At 55.6% G+C, this 16,895-nt stretch carries 15 protein-coding genes; 3 read left to right on the forward strand and 12 right to left on the reverse strand.

What is annotated here, in order from left to right:
- Positions 1-17: 17 nt before the first annotated feature.
- From KKG35_01075 to amrB, 11 genes are all read right to left on the reverse strand, one after another.
- Entirely contained in the window at positions 18-1,715 is a 1,698-nt protein-coding gene (locus tag KKG35_01075; GenBank protein ID MBU1736710.1) for a BatD family protein, read from the reverse strand.
- A gap of 62 nt (positions 1,716-1,777) precedes the next feature.
- Entirely contained in the window at positions 1,778-3,721 is a 1,944-nt protein-coding gene (locus KKG35_01080; GenBank protein MBU1736711.1) for a VWA domain-containing protein, read from the reverse strand.
- Entirely contained in the window at positions 3,718-4,734 is a 1,017-nt protein-coding gene (locus tag KKG35_01085) for a VWA domain-containing protein (GenBank protein ID MBU1736712.1), read from the reverse strand. Before KKG35_01085 ends, KKG35_01080 begins: the two co-directional genes overlap by 4 nt.
- Positions 4,731-5,201, reverse strand: a complete 471-nt coding sequence (locus tag KKG35_01090; GenBank protein ID MBU1736713.1) for a DUF4381 domain-containing protein — start codon at positions 5,199-5,201, stop codon at positions 4,731-4,733. Before KKG35_01090 ends, KKG35_01085 begins: the two co-directional genes overlap by 4 nt.
- Before the next feature lie 2 nt (positions 5,202-5,203).
- Positions 5,204-6,163, reverse strand: coding sequence for a DUF58 domain-containing protein (locus tag KKG35_01095; GenBank protein MBU1736714.1), 960 nt, complete (start codon positions 6,161-6,163; stop codon positions 5,204-5,206).
- On the reverse strand, positions 6,147-7,106 hold the full coding sequence (locus KKG35_01100) for an AAA family ATPase (protein MBU1736715.1): 960 nt from the start codon (positions 7,104-7,106) through the stop codon (positions 6,147-6,149). The genes KKG35_01095 and KKG35_01100 overlap by 17 nt, the downstream gene beginning before the upstream one ends.
- Positions 7,107-7,234: 128 nt before the next feature.
- Positions 7,235-8,062, reverse strand: a complete 828-nt coding sequence (lpxC, locus tag KKG35_01105) for a UDP-3-O-acyl-N-acetylglucosamine deacetylase (protein ID MBU1736716.1) — start codon at positions 8,060-8,062, stop codon at positions 7,235-7,237.
- 221 nt (positions 8,063-8,283) lie between these two features.
- On the reverse strand, positions 8,284-9,183 hold the full coding sequence (locus KKG35_01110; GenBank protein ID MBU1736717.1) for a cation diffusion facilitator family transporter: 900 nt from the start codon (positions 9,181-9,183) through the stop codon (positions 8,284-8,286).
- A 78-nt stretch (positions 9,184-9,261) separates the two neighbouring features.
- Positions 9,262-10,440, reverse strand: a complete 1,179-nt coding sequence (gene amrS / locus KKG35_01115; protein ID MBU1736718.1) for an AmmeMemoRadiSam system radical SAM enzyme — start codon at positions 10,438-10,440, stop codon at positions 9,262-9,264.
- Between the two features lie 39 nt (positions 10,441-10,479).
- Positions 10,480-12,576 carry a hypothetical protein gene (locus KKG35_01120; protein MBU1736719.1) on the reverse strand — a complete coding sequence of 699 codons (2,097 nt, stop codon included), beginning with the start codon at positions 12,574-12,576 and terminating at the stop codon, positions 10,480-10,482.
- Complete coding sequence (gene amrB / locus KKG35_01125; protein MBU1736720.1) at positions 12,560-14,053, reverse strand: AmmeMemoRadiSam system protein B; 1,494 nt, start codon at positions 14,051-14,053, stop codon at positions 12,560-12,562. The genes KKG35_01120 and amrB overlap by 17 nt, the downstream gene beginning before the upstream one ends.
- 68 nt (positions 14,054-14,121) lie before the next feature.
- Here amrB and KKG35_01130 point away from each other — a divergent pair, with 68 nt between their 5' ends.
- Positions 14,122-14,481, forward strand: a complete 360-nt coding sequence (locus tag KKG35_01130) for a hypothetical protein (protein MBU1736721.1) — start codon at positions 14,122-14,124, stop codon at positions 14,479-14,481.
- Between the two features lie 60 nt (positions 14,482-14,541).
- Here the strand turns inward: KKG35_01130 and KKG35_01135 are convergent, their stop codons facing one another.
- Entirely contained in the window at positions 14,542-14,880 is a 339-nt protein-coding gene (locus tag KKG35_01135) for an IscA/HesB family protein (protein ID MBU1736722.1), read from the reverse strand.
- A 399-nt stretch (positions 14,881-15,279) separates the two neighbouring features.
- Here KKG35_01135 and KKG35_01140 point away from each other — a divergent pair, with 399 nt between their 5' ends.
- Complete coding sequence (locus KKG35_01140) at positions 15,280-16,377, forward strand: ATP-dependent 6-phosphofructokinase (protein ID MBU1736723.1); 1,098 nt, start codon at positions 15,280-15,282, stop codon at positions 16,375-16,377.
- An 85-nt stretch (positions 16,378-16,462) separates the two neighbouring features.
- Positions 16,463-16,879, forward strand: coding sequence for a transcriptional repressor (locus tag KKG35_01145; GenBank protein MBU1736724.1), 417 nt, complete (start codon positions 16,463-16,465; stop codon positions 16,877-16,879).
- The last annotated feature ends 16 nt before the right edge of the window (positions 16,880-16,895 follow it).

The raw sequence follows: 16,895 nt of genomic DNA on the forward strand, positions 1-16,895 counted from the left end.
AGAAAGCACACCGGCAGCTATTTATACAGTGTGGGCAGAACCTCCTCTTTTGCCCCCCCACTCTTTTTCTGCCTCACCCTGCGGACACCTTCCCGGATCTGTTTTGCCTCCCAGACAACAAGCCCTGATCCCTTGCCGTAGAGAAAGGCTTCAAGGGTATCCAGTTCAGTGGCGAGGCCGGGATCCGGAGCGGCTTTTTTCAGATCGGCAAAGGTCCGGACCCCTTTTTCGGGCCAGAAACCATTCGCCCAGGCCAGAACCGAGTCCCTGATCCGACGGGGATCATTTTCCCGGCAGGCGTTCTCAAAATCTCTGTACAGCTTCCCCTCAGCCTCATGCTGCGCCGCATTCCCGATCCGACCGCCTCCCTGGATCGGATAAGTGAATACCGCCAGTTTTCTTCTGGCGATGATCAGGAAAATCAGGGTGATGAGCCAGAGAAATACTGCAAAACCGAAGGCGGCCATCCAGAAAAGAGGGCGCCGGGTATCCTCCGGCACTTCACGGTTTCCCTCTTCGGCCACCACCGGCCCGGGCTGTTCCACCGGGGGCGGACTCGCCTCTTCGTGCACAGCGGCACCAGTCACCGTAAGTTCCCGGGCGGGGACAACCGCATATTTCACCTCATGATGAGCCTTGTCCCACCACGGAATTCTGATCTCGGGCATCTTGAAAACGCCAGGCCGCGTGGGGATCAAGGCAACGGTCTCCGTCCGGTGACCAACCACTCCTCGGGAACTGATGTTATTCTCGGTCTCCCCCTGGTTCTGATACATTTTGATCCCTTCTGTTTCCGGAATTACAACCGGCGGCAACTGTGCTGCCAGAAGGCCTGCCCCGAAAATATCGATGGTCAGGGTGACCGACTCACCCACTTTCAGCTCACCGGGGTTCCTGCTCCATTTTTCACCAAGGGTCAGATTGTCGGTCGGCAGCCAGACCGACGAGGAGGGAAACTCCGGGGCCTTCTCCAGCACCCTGACCATGTGCGGATTTCCCCGAAGCTGGAAGGATTGCCCCTGGTCCATGAAATCAAACACCCCGCCAAAGCGCCTCCGGGTCGGCACGGTGACCTGGACCACGGCCTGGGGGATCTCGATCTCCCCGCTCTTCTGGGGAAAGATCGCGTATTTTCTTTCGAAAACCTTGTAGGCTCTGCCGTTCACCGTCTTGTTGTAGGTCGCGTCTTCAAGTTTCTCGATGAGTGCATCGGGAAGATCCGGCGGCTGCGGGTCCTGGACCTGCGCCTGGACCGACAGGTATGCTCTCAGGGTATAGATCAGCTGCGCCTGGACCCGGAGTTCATCATGGTCCACCTCGGTCTCGATGAAGATGGTTGCGTCATCATCCGATCTGGTCTTCGCCGGGGCGCTCTTCTCGACCACGACCCAGATCTGTTCCGACTTCTCGCCGCCGACCTCAAAAGGCGGGATCTGCAACCGCCCGATCCTTTTGGGGGCAAGCATCATCTCCCATTTGACCGTCGATGACATCTGGCCGTTAATGATCTTGGTGTTGCTGCTCTGGCCGGTGCTGACCACCCGGAAATCTTTTTCCAGAAGAGCGGTGTCGGGTTTCGAGAAAAAACTGCTACTGTCCTTACTGATGGTCAGGGTGAGGGTTTCGTCGATGGCAATCCGGTCCCGGTCAACCTCAGCCTTAAGCGCCGCTTCCGCCGCCCCGGGAAGAATCAGCAGGATACACATCATCGGCATGACAATTCCGAACAAAAACCTTCTGCCCTCTGTCTTCGCCTGTTGCCAACCTCTCATTTCATTTACCATATCTTACTGTTATTATTAGATTTATTTTGCGATCGGTTCTGCTGATACTCATACTCGAACTTGCGCCGCAACAGTCCGCCGGGATCATCGGGCACATTCCGCAGCACCTGTTCAATGGCCTGCAGCTCTTCTTCAGAGAGCGGCTGTTCATCAGCCGAAACACCCTCCTCTTTGCCCGCTTCGCCCTTTTCATCTCCATCGGTGTGAGACACCGGATCACTCTTATCCTGCCCGGCCTTCTCCTCAGACGGGTCTCCGTGTTTCTGTTTTTGCTCGTTATTCAACTTGTCGGCATCCTGTGAAGCATCTCCGGAACCCTCTTCAGCCTGATCTCCCTGCTCACCCTGCTCTTGATCATCCTGCTGCGTTCCCTTTTCCTGCTGGTCGCCACGCTCTTCACCTTTTTCACCCGGGCTCTCCTGTTGCCGGTCACCCTGCTCTTGGCCACTTTGCCCGTCCTGGCCACCCTGCTGCCGGGCCTGATTCTCACCCTTTTTATCCTGACCGCCCTGCTGGTCTTCCTTACCCTGGCCACCCTGTTGATCCTTCTGCTGTTGCTGCTGTTCCCGCAACAGCTTTTCCACCAGTTCCAGGTTGTCCCGGGCATCATTCATTTCCGGAGCAAGTTCCAGCGCCTTCTTGTATGACTGGATCGCTTCGTTCAGCTGCCCGCCCTTTGCCAGGGCATTTCCAAGGTTGTAGAATCCATCCGCGCTCTCGAGTCCGGAAAACATCTCCGCCGCTTTTTCATAATCACCGGCGCGATAGCGGGCGGCCCCTTTCCAGCCAGGTTCTCTGAAAGTCTCCGCCGCGCCGCTGAAATCGTTCTTCTGCATGGCCTTCGCCGCCTGCTGGTCACGGGTCAGCCAGAGGTCCGGCCAGCTCATCGCCCGGCATTCGCCGCCGGTAAAGATTATGGCCAGAAACAGGACAACGATCAACCCCCGGCGAAAGGCGAAAAGCGCGAGAGGCAGAAGCAGCAACACTATTCTGCTCCCCATGTCCTGCCAGGTGTCAAACTCCCTCTCCAGTCGCTTATATTCATCGGAGCTTTCGATCAACGTCTCCGAAGCCAGCAGATAATCGATGTCGGCATCGGTAAGCGTAATATCGCTGTACCTGCCGCCGCTGCCGGCTGCGAGTTCTTTCAGCAGCCTCCGGTCCATGGTGGGAACGATGATTGTGCCGTTCGCATCCTTCCAGAATCCGCCATCCTTCATCGGAATGGGCCCGCCGTTTTCGCTGCCCACCCCGATCACCGACAGGGTCACGGGTCGCCCCTCAAGCATCGCGGGGATTGTCCGCACATCCTCTGCGGTCACCTCGTCGGTGATCAGGAGCATCCTGCCCCGGCCCCCTCCACCGGCGCTGATCAATTCGAGCCCCCTGCGGACACCGGCCGCCACATTGCTGCCATATCCAGGCATGATTGCCGGAGACAAAGCGGGCACCATATTTTCGATGGTCCGGATATCATCGGTCAATGGGACAATGGTATGGGCCTCGGCGGAATAGGCAATCAGGGCGGTAACGCCCTCATTTCTCTTTTTCAGGATATCTGTAAGTTTATGCCGGGCCCTGGTCATCCGGTCAGGGGACAGGTCCTGGGCGAACATCGAAAGGGAGAGGTCCTGGATGATGACCAGCGCGTCCTCCTTTTCCAGGACCGGCAGGGGCAGCTTGTTCCAGGCCGGACCTGCCATGGCAATGGAAGCGACCGTCCAGGCCGCCAGCAGGATTGCCAATAACCCGGACCTGCCGCCGCTTTTTCCCCCGTCAAGAAGATACGGCAGAAGGTCCCTGGAAACAGCCCTGCTCCACTGATTGCCCTGCATCTTCATCGCAAGCAGGCAGGAAAAAAACAAAAGCGATGGAATGAGCGCGAAAAGCCACTCGGGCCTGATAAAGTGAAAACCGGTCGGCATGAAATCGATCATCTGCCACCCCCGAACCGTGTTCCGAAATAATTTCCGAGAATGTTCATCCCCACCATTCCGAAGCTGACAAGCAGCACAACCCCGAGGGGCCAGAAAAAAAGCTCCTTCACCGGCCGATAGGTCTCGCTCTCCTGGATGACCGGTTCCAGTTTATCGATCATCCGGTAGATATCTTCCAGCTCATCGGGATTGCGGGCCCGGAAATAACGCCCACCCGTGGTTTCGGCGATCATCTGCAGGGTTTCTTCGTCAAGATCGGCGGAGGGGTTGACCCGCTGGGTGCCGAACAGGCTCCGGACCAGCATCTCGTCGGCCCCGACCCCGATGGTGTAAACCGTAACCCCGGTGGTTGCCGCGAGTTCAGCGCCTCGTGCCGGCAACACATTGCCCGCGGTATTGCTGCCGTCGGTGAGCAGGATCAGGATCCGGCTCTCCGCCGGCCGTTCCTTCAGCCGTTTGACGGCAAGACCGATCGCGTCCCCGATGGAGGTCTTCTTCCCGGCAAAACCGAGCTGGGCTTCATTGAAAAGTTCGCCGACCGTTTTCAGATCGAAAGTGAGAGGGGCCTGGACATAGGCCTGGGTGCCGAAAAGAATCAAGCCGACCCGGTCGCCCCGGCGGCGGTCGATAAAGTCGTTCACCACCTTCTTGACCAGCTCGATCCGGCTTGTCTGCCTGCCATCCAGGATCATGTCTTCTTCCGCCATACTGCCGGAGATGTCCACGGCCAGGAGCAGGTCGCGGCCGGAAGTCGGCATCAGGACGGGCTCGCCGACCCACTGCGGCCTGGCCGCAGCCGCAACCAGGAGAAACCAGCCGAGGGCCAGCACCACCCGGATGATCCTGACGGAGGCGACCCCGGTGCCCGCCCCGTCCCCGATCTCGACCAGATCGCTACAATACGGAACCAGAAGGGCCGCGTCCCCGCCCTTTGCCTGCGGCGCCAACCGGTATACCAGCCAGGGCAGCGGGGCAAGAATGAATATCCAGGGCCAGAGAAAATGAAACGTCATCTCTGCACCCTGATCCACTGTTCGGCAAGGGCGACTATTTTTTCCGGATCACCCTCCGCTTTTCCACTGTAGATCGCCTCGCCGAGCGCACTCCCTGCCCCGCCGGTAAACTCGCCGGTTTTCCCGGTGCGGTCCAGAAACTCAAGCCAGTCCGTGCCGGTAAGATCGGCCACCACCGTTCTTCCGTAGCGGTGAATCGCCAATCGGCGCAGGAGAACCGAAACCTCACATAAAAACCGGTACCCGTCGCCATGCTTTCCATAAGCGGCAAAACTTTTCCTGAGCCCGGATATGGCCTCGCGCCGGTATCTCCTGTTTCTCAGCCAGGCTACCACTCTCCGGGCCAGGAAATAAAAGAGCGGTCCCGCAACAACGGCCAGGAGCCACCAGCCCGGAGCCGGCGGCCACCAACCGATATCGGCAGGCAGATGAATATCTTTCAGCCCGGCAAGCGGGTCACCGTTCATGTTCATTTCGCCCTGAAAAGATCCCTTAAAAAATAAAGGGGCTTCTCAACCGTGGAGACCGGGATCAAAGGGATCCCCATCCGGTCGAAAGCCCCCTTCAGCCGGTCGTGACGTTTTGTATAAGCGTTCTGAAAATCCGTTCGCAACGACCGGGAGCCGGTAAAAATGCGGAAACGGTTGCGGCCGTCGGTAAAACTGTAAGTCCCCGGCGGAGGCAGTTCCTTCTCCAGGGGATCAAAAACCAGAAAGGCGGTGATATCGTTATGGCGGCTCAGCTGAAAGAGATTCTCCCGTCCCTGGTCGTTGAATCCGTGAAAATCACTGATCAGAAAGATGTTCGACCCCGGTCGGGTGATCCGGTGGAGTTCTTCAAGCCCCCGGTTGATTCCTCTGTCCGGTTCGACCATCTCCCGGTTCAGCAAGAGGTTAAAGGTGGTGATCGCGTTTAAAAGCTGCAGGACATTCCGGGCGCTGCGTTTTGGTCTCACTTCCGAATGGGACGAGGCGTTGAAGACGAGCCCGCCGACCCGGTCATTCTGCTGGAAGGCGGCCCAGGCCAAGAGAGAGGCGATGTGCGCGGCCATCACCGATTTGAAGCAGGTTCTGCTGCCGAAAAACATCGACAGCCCCTGATCGACCAGCAACAGGACCGGCCGTTCCCGCTCTTCACGGAACAGTTTGGTGTGGGGTTTTCCACTTCGGGCGGTGACCCGCCAGTCGATGCTTCTGATATCGTCACCGGCCTGGTAGGCCCGGACTTCTTCAAACTCGATGCCCCTTCCGCGGAATCTGGTCTGGTGGGGGCCGACCAGGAGACTGAAGGTCTTGCGCTGTCGGTTCAGCTTGAGTTCCCTGGCCCCGAAACGGAGACGGATCAAGTCCGTCAGCGCAAGATAGGCGCCGGTGGGACCATTGCCGTTAGTACGCCCTGGTTTCTCTTGATTTTCAGGAAACGGGTACATGTTTCAGGATCGAATCGATGACATGGTCTCTGGTTATGCCGTTTGCCTCCGCCTCAAAGCTTAGGATAAGCCGATGGCGCAGAACGTCATGGATGATCTCCTGGACCTCACCGGGGCTCACAAAATCACGCCCCCGGAGCCAGGCCAGGGCCCGGGAACAGCGGTCGAGGGCAATGGTCGCCCGGGGGCTGCCGCCATATTCGATCCAGCCCGCCAGTTCCTCGGAATACCTGCCGGCATATCTTGAAGCCATGACCAGCTGGATAATATACTCTTCAACCGGCGGCGCCATATGGATACCATGTATGGCCCGACGGGCGGCGAAGATCTGCTCCTGACTCACAACGGCGGCAAATTTTTCGCCGGTGGCCGCCTCCTCCTGCCTGGCCAGATCGAGGATCTTCCTTTCGGCTGCCGCATCCGGGTAGCCGACACTGACATGCATCAGAAAGCGATCGAGCTGGGCTTCAGGAAGCGGATAGGTCCCTTCCTGTTCAATGGGATTCTGGGTCGCCATCACCAGAAAGAGATCGGGAAGCGGGTAGGATTTCCGGCCGATGGTGACCTGCCTTTCGGCCATGGCCTCCAAGAGCGCCGACTGGACTTTGGCGGGGGCGCGGTTGATCTCGTCGGCCAGTACCAGATTGTGAAAAACAGGTCCCGCCTGGAAAGTGAATGTTCCTTCCTCGGGCCGGTAAATATCGGTACCGGTCACATCCCCGGGCAACAGATCGGGGGTGAACTGAATGCGGTGGAAATCACCCTCGATTCCATCGCCCAGACATTTTATCGCCCGGGTCTTGGCGAGCCCCGGCGCTCCTTCAACCAGGAGATGACCGTCGGCCAGAAGCGCGAGCAGCAAACGCTCCACAAGCTTCTCCTGGCCGATGATCTGTTTCTTCAACCCTTCTTCCAGATTCCTGATCGCATCATGACATTCCATAGCGTTTCTTGTTCCTGAATTTAAACGGGCCAGGCCCGGTTCGAACTGGACGGGCCGGCGGTTATATGGTGATTTGTTCCTGAAAATTTCGAGGCTAAACTATAGGTACAACCGGAAGATTTTGCAAATCAAAGACCGGAAAATTCTTTCAGAAAAAGATTGTTCAGACCATGCCCGGACCGCTGCACTTCAAAATGGCCGCGGATATTGCCGATGGCGTAGATATCCCCGATAAAATCGAGGATCTTGTGCCGGACGAAGGCGTCTTCGAAACGGAGCCCTTCGGGATTGATGACCTTCTCTTCATCAAGGACCACTGAATTGTCCAGGCTGCCGCCCTTGATCAGACCCATCGCCCGCGCCTTTTCAACGTCCTGCAGGAAACCGAAGGTCCGGGCCGGGGCGATCTCATCCTCGAAGGTCTGTTCATCAAGCTTGTAAACGTATGACTGCTTGGCGATCAGGGGGTGGCTGAAATAGATGGTAAAATCGATCACCACATCATCGGCCGGTTTATAGGAGATGACCTTGTCGCCGTCACGGATGTGCTCTTCCCGGCCGAACTTGATGATCTCCTTGGGCTCGTCATAATCCTTGATCCCGGCCGCCTTGATCAGGTGAACGAAGGGCAGCGCCGAGCCGTCGAGGATCGGGATCTCCTCCCCCACCACGGTGATATCCACATTGTCGATCCCGTAGGCATGGAGAGCGGAAAGCAGATGCTCGATCGTCGAGATGCTTGCCGAGTCGCCGCCGATGGTCGTGGCCTGGGTGGTATCGATGATGGCCCGCGGGGTGAGCTGAAAGATGTTGCGATGCTTGGGGGTGTTCAGGAAAAACCGGACCCCGGTGTTGACCGGAACCGGGGCAAGTTTCAGGTTCACATCCTGCCCGGTGTGGAGACCGATCCCCGATATCGACACCTGGTTTTTAATGGTTCTCTGATTGTTGATCATCTTAATATTATTGCCATTAGCAATGGCTAACCAGCTGATTATATTAAATAAAAAAAGAGAGAAGAAGGCAAAAACGCAAACACGCCGTCTTCAATCAAACCGACTCTCCCGAAGCCATTGACACCTGCTGCTATCTTACGATTTATTCCAATAATTACGACATTATAGCCTACCTGTCAGACATGGCAAGCAAAGAAAAAGAGCCTGTAGTGGAGAATGGGTCAGGAGGCGCCGTTTTTAACCGGATCCTGGTGGATGATCACATCGGCGCCGGGGATAACCGCTTCGATCGCCGCCTCGACTTCCTTGGCCACCCTATGCGCCTCTCCCAGCGGCAGGTTCTCTTCAAGTTCCAGATGGAGCTGAATCAGTCTGGCCTGCCCGGAAAGCCTGGTGCGGATATCATGGACCCCAAGCACCGTCGTATGACTCAGGGCAATCCGTTCGATCTCTTTCTCGGTCTCCGGCGGCAGCCCACGGTCCATCAGCAGTTGGCTCGATTCATGGCCCACCTGCCAGGCGTTGTAGAGAACAACGGCCGCAATCACCATCGCGATAAAGGGGTCCGCCTCAGGCCAGCCGAAACCGGCCAGCACCAGCGCGCCGATGCTTCCGGTATTGGTAAAAAGATCTGCGGAGTAGTGCACCGAATCCGCCTTGACCGCCATGCATCCGGTTTTTTTGACCACCCGGTTCTGGAAATAGACCAGGCAACCGGTCACCGCGATGGCGAAAATCATGATGGCGATACCGGCCCCGGTGTTCTGCAGAACCCTGGGCGCCGACAATCTTTCAAAAGCCTGAAAGCCGATAAAAAGGGCCGAGCAGGCAATAAAGAGCGCCTGCCCGAGACCGGCCAGATACTCCGCCTTGCCATGGCCGAAGCGATGATCGTCATCGGCAGATTTCAGGGAATAACGGATCGCCAGCATATTCAGGAAAGAAGAGGCCGCATCAAGCATCGAATCAACCAGGGAGGCGAGGATGCTTAAAGAGTCGGTCAAGAGCCAGACCGCCAGCTTCACCGAGACCAGGAGGAGCGCAACGCCAACCGATGCCGCCGCGATATTGCGGAGCAGACGGCCGTTCTCCTCGGTAAGGTTTTTACGATGGTCTGCCATGGGAAATATGAGTTGGGATTCCAGCTGCTCCATCTGGTCCGCAACCAGAGGGTATCAGCATTTTTAAAGAAAAGAAAATCAGGTCCAGACTCCGGGAATCACAGTATCACAGAATTTACATTGATTGCCAACCAGATTGTAGACCGGGATAGTATATCCGGTGCGCTCCACCAGCAGTTTTTGACATTGATGACAGTACGTGTTGTTTCCCGGATGGTCCGCGACATTACCGACATAGGCATACCGTATGCCTTCGCGCATCGCCAGTTCACGAAATTCAACCAGGATGGAAACCGGGGTCGGCGGCAACCGATCAAGCTTGTATTTAGGGAAAAAGCGCAGGAAATGGAGCGGGTGGTCGGGGCCCAGATTTTTTAAAATCCAGCCGCACATCTCCTTGACCATGTCCGGCTTGTCCACATAGCCGGGAACCACCAGATTGGTGATCTCCAGATGCACTCCCTGTTCATGCATCGTTTTCAAAGCGTCCAGCACCGGCTGCAACCGCCCCCCGTTCAATTTCCGGTAGATACCGTCATCCAGGGACTTCAGGTTGATGTTGGCCGCATCAAGCACCTTGCAGAGTTCCAGAAGCGGTGTTCTGTTGATGTAGCCATTCGAGATCAGCAGATTTGCAAGCCCATCCTGCCGGGCAAGTTTTGCGGTATCGTGCATGTATTCAAAATAGGTGATCGCCTCGGAGTAGGTGTAGGCAATCGAAGAACATCCCGCCTCCTTCGCTCGTGTCACCACTTCGGGGGGAAAGATCTCATACTGGCGGACCTCTTCCGGTTTGACCTGCGAGATCTCCCAGTTCTGGCAGTTCAGGCAGCGGAAGTTGCAGCCGGTGGTGGCCACCGAAAAAGCCCTGCTCTGCGGCCGAAAGTGATACAGCGGTTTTTTTTCGATGGGATCGACATGGACCGAACACGGGTTCCCGTAGGTGAGGCTGTAGAGAACTCCGTCGATATTGACCCGGGAGCGGCAGACACTGCGGTCGCCGGGTGAAAGAACGCAGGCGTTGGGGCAGATTGAACACATGACCCGGTCCTGTTCCAGCTTGACGTAAAGAAACCCCTCCTTGGACCATTTCCATGGTTTATCCGGCGCATCTCCCCGGAATATCCGGCCGGTGATATCGGCAGCGCCCCCTGTTCCGCTGTCGCCGAAGGGCCAGAAAGCGCGGGCCGACACCGTACCGACCGCCGCAGCCGCCGTGCCCCCGATGATCAGTTTTCGCCGATTGATCTTTTTCATCCCACCCGTCCTCTTTTTTCACTTTTCATTTTGCATTTTTCATTTTGCATTTTGCATTACAACCAGCAGACTCATCATTTTCAAACCCGCCAGAATCGCTATCGTCTGCAGGATCCCGAGATACGGAATCAACGCCACACTGGTCAGCAGCGTCCCGCAGGCGGCGCCGATCAGATCCGCCGAAAAGGTCCTGGAAACCGCCCCGCTCCCGCCGCCTCCCATTTTCAGGGCTGCCGGGAATTGACAGCCGCAGATAAAGGAGACGGCAAAGCCGAAAATCATCATCCCGTACACCGGCATCCGCTCGTCGGTTATCGCCAGAGCGAGCCCGAAGAGAAGTACCGCCGCGACAAGAAGCGCATCCAGCATCACCAACAGTCGGGCCGGATTCCGGATGGACCGGTCGCCATACCAGGCTCCGGGCAGCAGACCGACCAGAAACACGGTGACGATCAGTCCGATCTGGGAATAAATATAACCATAGTAAATCTGGAAAGCGAAGATCACCAGAATCTCGCACCCCATGGTCATGAACCCGGTGGAAAAGAGCACAAACTCCTCCTTGCGGCACCAGGCAAGATAGAGGATCAACAGCACGCCCAGTACCGCAAAGAAGACCAGCGGTGAATCCTGAAACTTGCTGAACCACTGGCCGAACATCATCCGCATCAGCCTGGGGTCGAGATCCCGGTTCAGGGCGCCGGTTTCAAGAAGCTGATCGGCAAGATAATCGATCCTCTCATCGGTCAGATTCCCGTAATAATAAGCGCTGATATAGCGGGTTGCGATCCCCTTCCGGTCAAGCAGGCTCGGGATATCGCGGGAAAGGGGGGTTGAACTGCAGAGAAAATAAATACTGTCACCCGGCAGCAGAAGAACATGGGGGAAGGAATTTTTAACGGTCTCATACACCAGGGACAGTTTCTGCCGCTGCGGTTCCGCCAGATAATTGTCATACCCCTGCATGCTGAAGGAAAGGATCCCCCCCGGCTTAAGATGCATCAGGGCCAGAGCAAAGAATTCGTCGGTGAAAAAACGGTTCACCTGGTAGGTTTCCGGCTCCGGAAGACTCATGATGATCGCGTCATATTTCCGCCTGGTTTCGGAAAGCCACTCCCGCCCATCCTGATGGATGACTTCGAGCCCCGCCATTTCCCGGATCAGGCCGAATCTGAACTGGACTGCGGACATCTCCGGGTCAAGCTCCAGATAATCAATCGCCTCCGGCCGGTATTTCTGCAGTTCCTGAAATATGCCGCCCTCGCTCGAAACAAGCAGAACCCGCCCCACCTGATCAAGCTGGGACAATGGATAATGGACCGCCTCCTCCGCCCTGCTCAGATTCTGATTGCTGAAGACCGGCACCCCGTCTGCAAAGAGGGTGAACTGCTCCCGGTCTTTATGGATTTCAATCCTGCCGTAACGTGATTCCTGGTAATGGACCAGCTCTCCCTCCGACGGGACAAGCGAAGAAGGCTCAAACTTCACAAGCAGAATCAGCAAGAGCAATCCCGCGAGGCACATGAATGAATACAGAACCCTGCGCTTCGTGCTTTGAAACAGGAAAATCGTCGCCAGGAGGAGGGGCAGAGACGAAAGCAGGAGCGCCTGAAAAGGGGTGGCAAAGGTTACCAGGACAAAGGTGAACAGCGCCCCTCCGCTCGCATCACCAAGATTGTCGGCCATGTAGACCCTTGCTCCGGAATAATCCGGCATTTCCTTTCTGATCAGATAGAGACTGTACGGCAGCGCGAAACCAAGGAGCAGGCAGTAAGGAGCAATCGTCAGGACGGTGTAAATGAAGGTGTGATAAAAACCCACCGACGTGCCGTGGGTAAAGACCAGGTCACGCAGTTCCCGGATCAGCAGAAACTGGGCGCCGGCGAAAACGGCGAGCAGCAAGGAAATCCAGGCAAGAACCTTCCTGCTCAGCGGCAGCGAATCGGCAACAGCTCGGGCAAGCCTTGTGCCGATGCTGCCCAGGATCAGCCAGTTGAACAGGATCAGGGCGATGACGAATTCATTGCCGCGAAAGAGGGCGAGAAATTCCCGGATCACCAGAAGCTGGGTCACCACTGAGGAAACACCGGTGGCAACGACCACTCGATTTATGGCAAGATCATTTTTCCTCGGCAAAATACTGCACCTGGTAGGTCAGCACTTCCAATTCCCCCCGCTTCCATTCATCCGGGGCGAGCCCCGCCTTTTGACAGAGATGGGACAGAAAGGCTTCAGGTTCGGGCAACTGGTCCCATACCTGGGGAAGAAAGGTCGCCGAATGGATCCCTTTGCGAATGATCAGACCATCAATTTTCGGGCGGACTCCGTCAATAAGCTCCTGGGCGGTTTTATAGTGGAACGGTTCCGGCTCGGTAAGAACGCTCACCTCCATCTCAATCGCATCCAGTTCATCTGCGGTCACCGGGCGGAACCGGTGGTCGGCAAAGGCTGCGTTCAGGGCGTTGCGCTTTACCCCCTCGACGATTGAAGAAGATCCGGTCAGACTGCCGATACATCCCCGAAGCTGGCTGTTTTTATGAAGAGTGACAAACACCCCTCTTCTGGTTTTAAACACCGGATCGGCCAGACCTTTGTCAAGAAGGCTCTCGACTGCAGGATCAGCTTTAAACCCGAGCTTCTCAACAATGGTTTTCCGGGCAAGTTTCACCAGGAGTGCCCCTTGCTCAGGGCTGATTTGAGCGGCAGTAAGTTCAGAGGCCATCGCGTCTTCTCCATAAAAGGCAAGTGCGGCATACCCGACCACTCTGTTCCGGTCGCCCGCGGTATCTCCGCTGTTTGAATAATGCAGCAATTTCGGCTGCCAGCCGAATTTTTTTGCCAGCGCAATGAGAACCTTCAACCCCTCAATACCACAGGCCTTGTTCTCACCGGCAGCCAAACCTTGATCATCAAGACCCATGAGCTGATCAAGGGTCAGCCGGTCTCTGGCAACCGCCTCCTGATAGGGCAGGTAATGGGAAAGATCGGAACTGATCACCAGCAGGGTTTTGTCGTCAAGAATATCGGCGATCGCATCCGCGACCCTTTGCACGTTACTTCTCCCAAGAACGATCGGCACCAGATCAAACCCGCCGAGATACTGCTGGAGAAAAGGCAGGATGACCTCGAGGGAATGCTCGGCCTGGTCGGTGGCCGCAACAACCCGGAACAGATCAGACTGGTTCCGCAGGATTGCAGCGCTTTTGTCGATTCTGATAAAACCGAGCGGGGTCCGGAAAAGCTCAGCGTCACTGACGGCCGCTTCGGCAATCCCGACCCGGTGGTCAGGGCCGATCAGAACCACTCTGGAAAAAGATCCCTTCTGTAGAACGTGGGAGACATGGGCGGCGGTCCAGCCGGAATAGATGTACCCTGCATGGGGCATGACCAGCGCTTTCAGGATTTTGCCGGTGGGCGGAGTGATTACGGTTTCTGCAGCCTGTTCAGTAAGCCGGGTGATGGAATCCTCGAGCGCCTTGCTCTCTCCGGGATAAAAACTGCCCGCCCATACCGGATCCCTGACTGTTGCCGCCTGTACAGGTACAGCAACAAGGGCAAGGACAAGCAGACTGACAATCCATTCGCAGAAAGTTCTCTTCGGATGCCCGGACATTGACAACCTCATGGGGAGTGGATATGAAAAATTATTCTGTCTCTATTTTATTGTAACGGAGAATTAAAATGTGGAAAGAAATAATAACAGGTCTCGCGGTTTTGCTGGCGACTGCACCCTGTCTTGCCGGTGACCCTGTTCGCGGGGAAAGACTCTTCTCCGACCCGTCATTCGGCAACGGCACCAGCGGCAAAACATGCCTGACCTGTCATGAGAAAGGTCTCGACCTCGGTGTTGACCTGATGGGCAAACGAAACTTCGAGATCATGGGCGTCATGGTCGCAAACCCCTCAGAAGCTGTGAATTTCTGCATTGAAGTCGCCCTGCGGGGTGAAGGACTGGACCTGCAGAGTGAAGAGATGAGCGACATCCTCTCCTTTCTCGAGATACTCGCCCTGAAAGGAGGAGGGAAAAAATACTCCCCGTAACAGAAAAAAAAACCCGGTCAGGAGACCGGGTTTTTTGATGATCCATTTTACTGCAGTTTATCAGCCGCAGCTGCCGGAACCGCAGGAACCGCTGCTGCATCCGCCGCCGGAACCGGCAACGGGAATCTTGGAAGAGATGGAAAAACCGGATCTCATTCCGCTCTCAATAAAATCGATCTTGATCTCGCCGCAGGAAGCCATGAGATCATTGTCGACCAGAAACGTGAGGTCACTCTCTTCAACTTTGGTATCGTTTTCTTTTGGCTCATCCAGAGCCAATCCCAGTGATGGGCCAGCTCAGCCGCCCTGCATCAGGGCCACACGCAGGGCAGAGTCAACATTGTTCTGCTCCATGTAGGCCTTGAGGTTTGAAATTGCCAGTTCTGTAACTTCCAGCATGATTTATCCTCCAGTGAATATTAATAAAAAGTAAAAAGTAAATTTTTCATTCAATGTTAAAAATCTACTCCGGTTCCCGACCAAACGTAAATGATAACCATTCGCCGATCAAGTATTATAGCATAATAAGCGCGTCATATAAAATAGTCAATTCACGAACTTAACAAAAAACTTAAACGATTGCCGGCTGGACTTGCCAAGGAGCGGTGAAAACCCCTATTTTTCAAGTAATGCAACTGCTTTTTCTTAAAAACTCCGATTGTAATTTGCTATATTGATAATTGAACCGTTATTTCTATAATACAAGTCACATCATCCGGACAGATATTTCAGACATCCCCGGATTACACAGAGACACTTCAGATATTAAAAATAGAGCGGACATGGGAAGGAGGCAAGATGAAACGGATAGTGATCTCCACCGGCGGTGGTGATGCCCCGGGGCTGAACGCAGTCATTTATGCAGTAGTCAATGCCGCACACTCCAGAGACTGGGAGGTCTATGGCAGCCGCAGCGGCTACCTCGGCCTGCTCGACACCGACGAACTGATCAGGCTCACCCCGGAAAAAGTCCAGGATATCACCCCGACCGGCGGGACCATCCTCGGCTCAACCAACAAGGGGAACCCCTTTGCCATGCCCGTTGAAAACCTGGCGGGAGATGTCCAGATCAGGGATGTCTCCGACCGGGTCATGCAGAACTTCACCAGAATGGGCTTCACTTGCCATATCGCCATTGGTGGTGACGGCAGTCTCGAAATCGCCCATCGTTTCGCCACCGAAAAAGGGATGCCGGTGATCGGGGTGCCCAAGACGATCGATAACGATCTTGAAGCAACCCAGCTGACCTTCGGATTCGATACCGCTGTCTCGACAGCTACCGAGGCCATCGACAAGATCCACTCCACCGCCAAATCTCATGACCGGGTGATGGTGGTCGAGGTCATGGGCCGGGATTCCGGCTGGATAGCCCTGAATTCCGGGATCTCCGGCGGCGCGGACGTGATCCTGATCCCGGAGATTCCATTCAACGTCCCCGCCATCTGCCGAAAGATCAGCGATAACGAACTGCATGGCAAACATTATTCAATCATCGTTGTAGCCGAAGGAGCCAAGGCGGTTTCGTCGGACATTATCCGTCAGGACGCCACCAAGTGTGCCGCCGGTCGCCAGGAGGTTCTGCTGGGAGGAATCGGCGAATGGGTCGCATCCCAGATGAGACTCTGCGCAAAAAAAGATACCCGGTCACTGGTTCTCGGTCATCTCCAGCGCGGCGGCTCCCCTACCACCTTCGACCGCCTTCTTGCCTTACGTTTTGGTGCAGCGGCAGTCAGGATGGCGGAAAATGAACAGTTTGACCAGATGGTTGCACTGGTAAGCGGTGAAATGGATGCAGTGCCCCTGGAGGCGGCCATCAAACAGAGAAAAAAAGTCCCCGCCGACAGTGACAAAGTCCTGACCGCACGTGAAATCGGGATCTGTTTCGGTGATGAATAGACGTCAAATCAGAATTTTAGTGCATTTTTCACAATTCTGGATAAGGTAAACGGCAGGGGATGCGTCATTTAGTGGAGGTGAGATCATGGGAAACGAAGCAAAAAATAAAATCGTCCGCCAGACCAGCCAAAGAAAAGTCATTCTTGAGGAACTCTGCAAGGTAACATCCCATCCGACCGCCGCCGAAGTCTACACGATGGTCAGAAAAAGATTGCCACGGGTCAGCCTCGGCACCGTTTACCGTAACCTCGAACTGCTGAACGAATGCGGGACTATCCAGAAACTCGATTTCGGCGAACCGCACAAACGGTTCGACGGCAATTCAGAACCACATTACCATATCAATTGCGTGGAGTGCGGACGGGTTGACGATGTACATATGCCCATGGACAAACAGCTTGAAGATAAGGCCATTGGTTCGACCGGCTACCGGATTACCGGGCACCATGTATCATTTTCAGGGGTCTGTCCGAAATGCATGAGGGCTTCTGCCAACGGCTGAACCCGAAAAGATCTGG

The organism is Pseudomonadota bacterium (assembly GCA_018823285.1).
In the GTDB taxonomy this organism is placed as follows: domain Bacteria; phylum Desulfobacterota; class Desulfobulbia; order Desulfobulbales; family JAGXFP01; genus JAHJIQ01.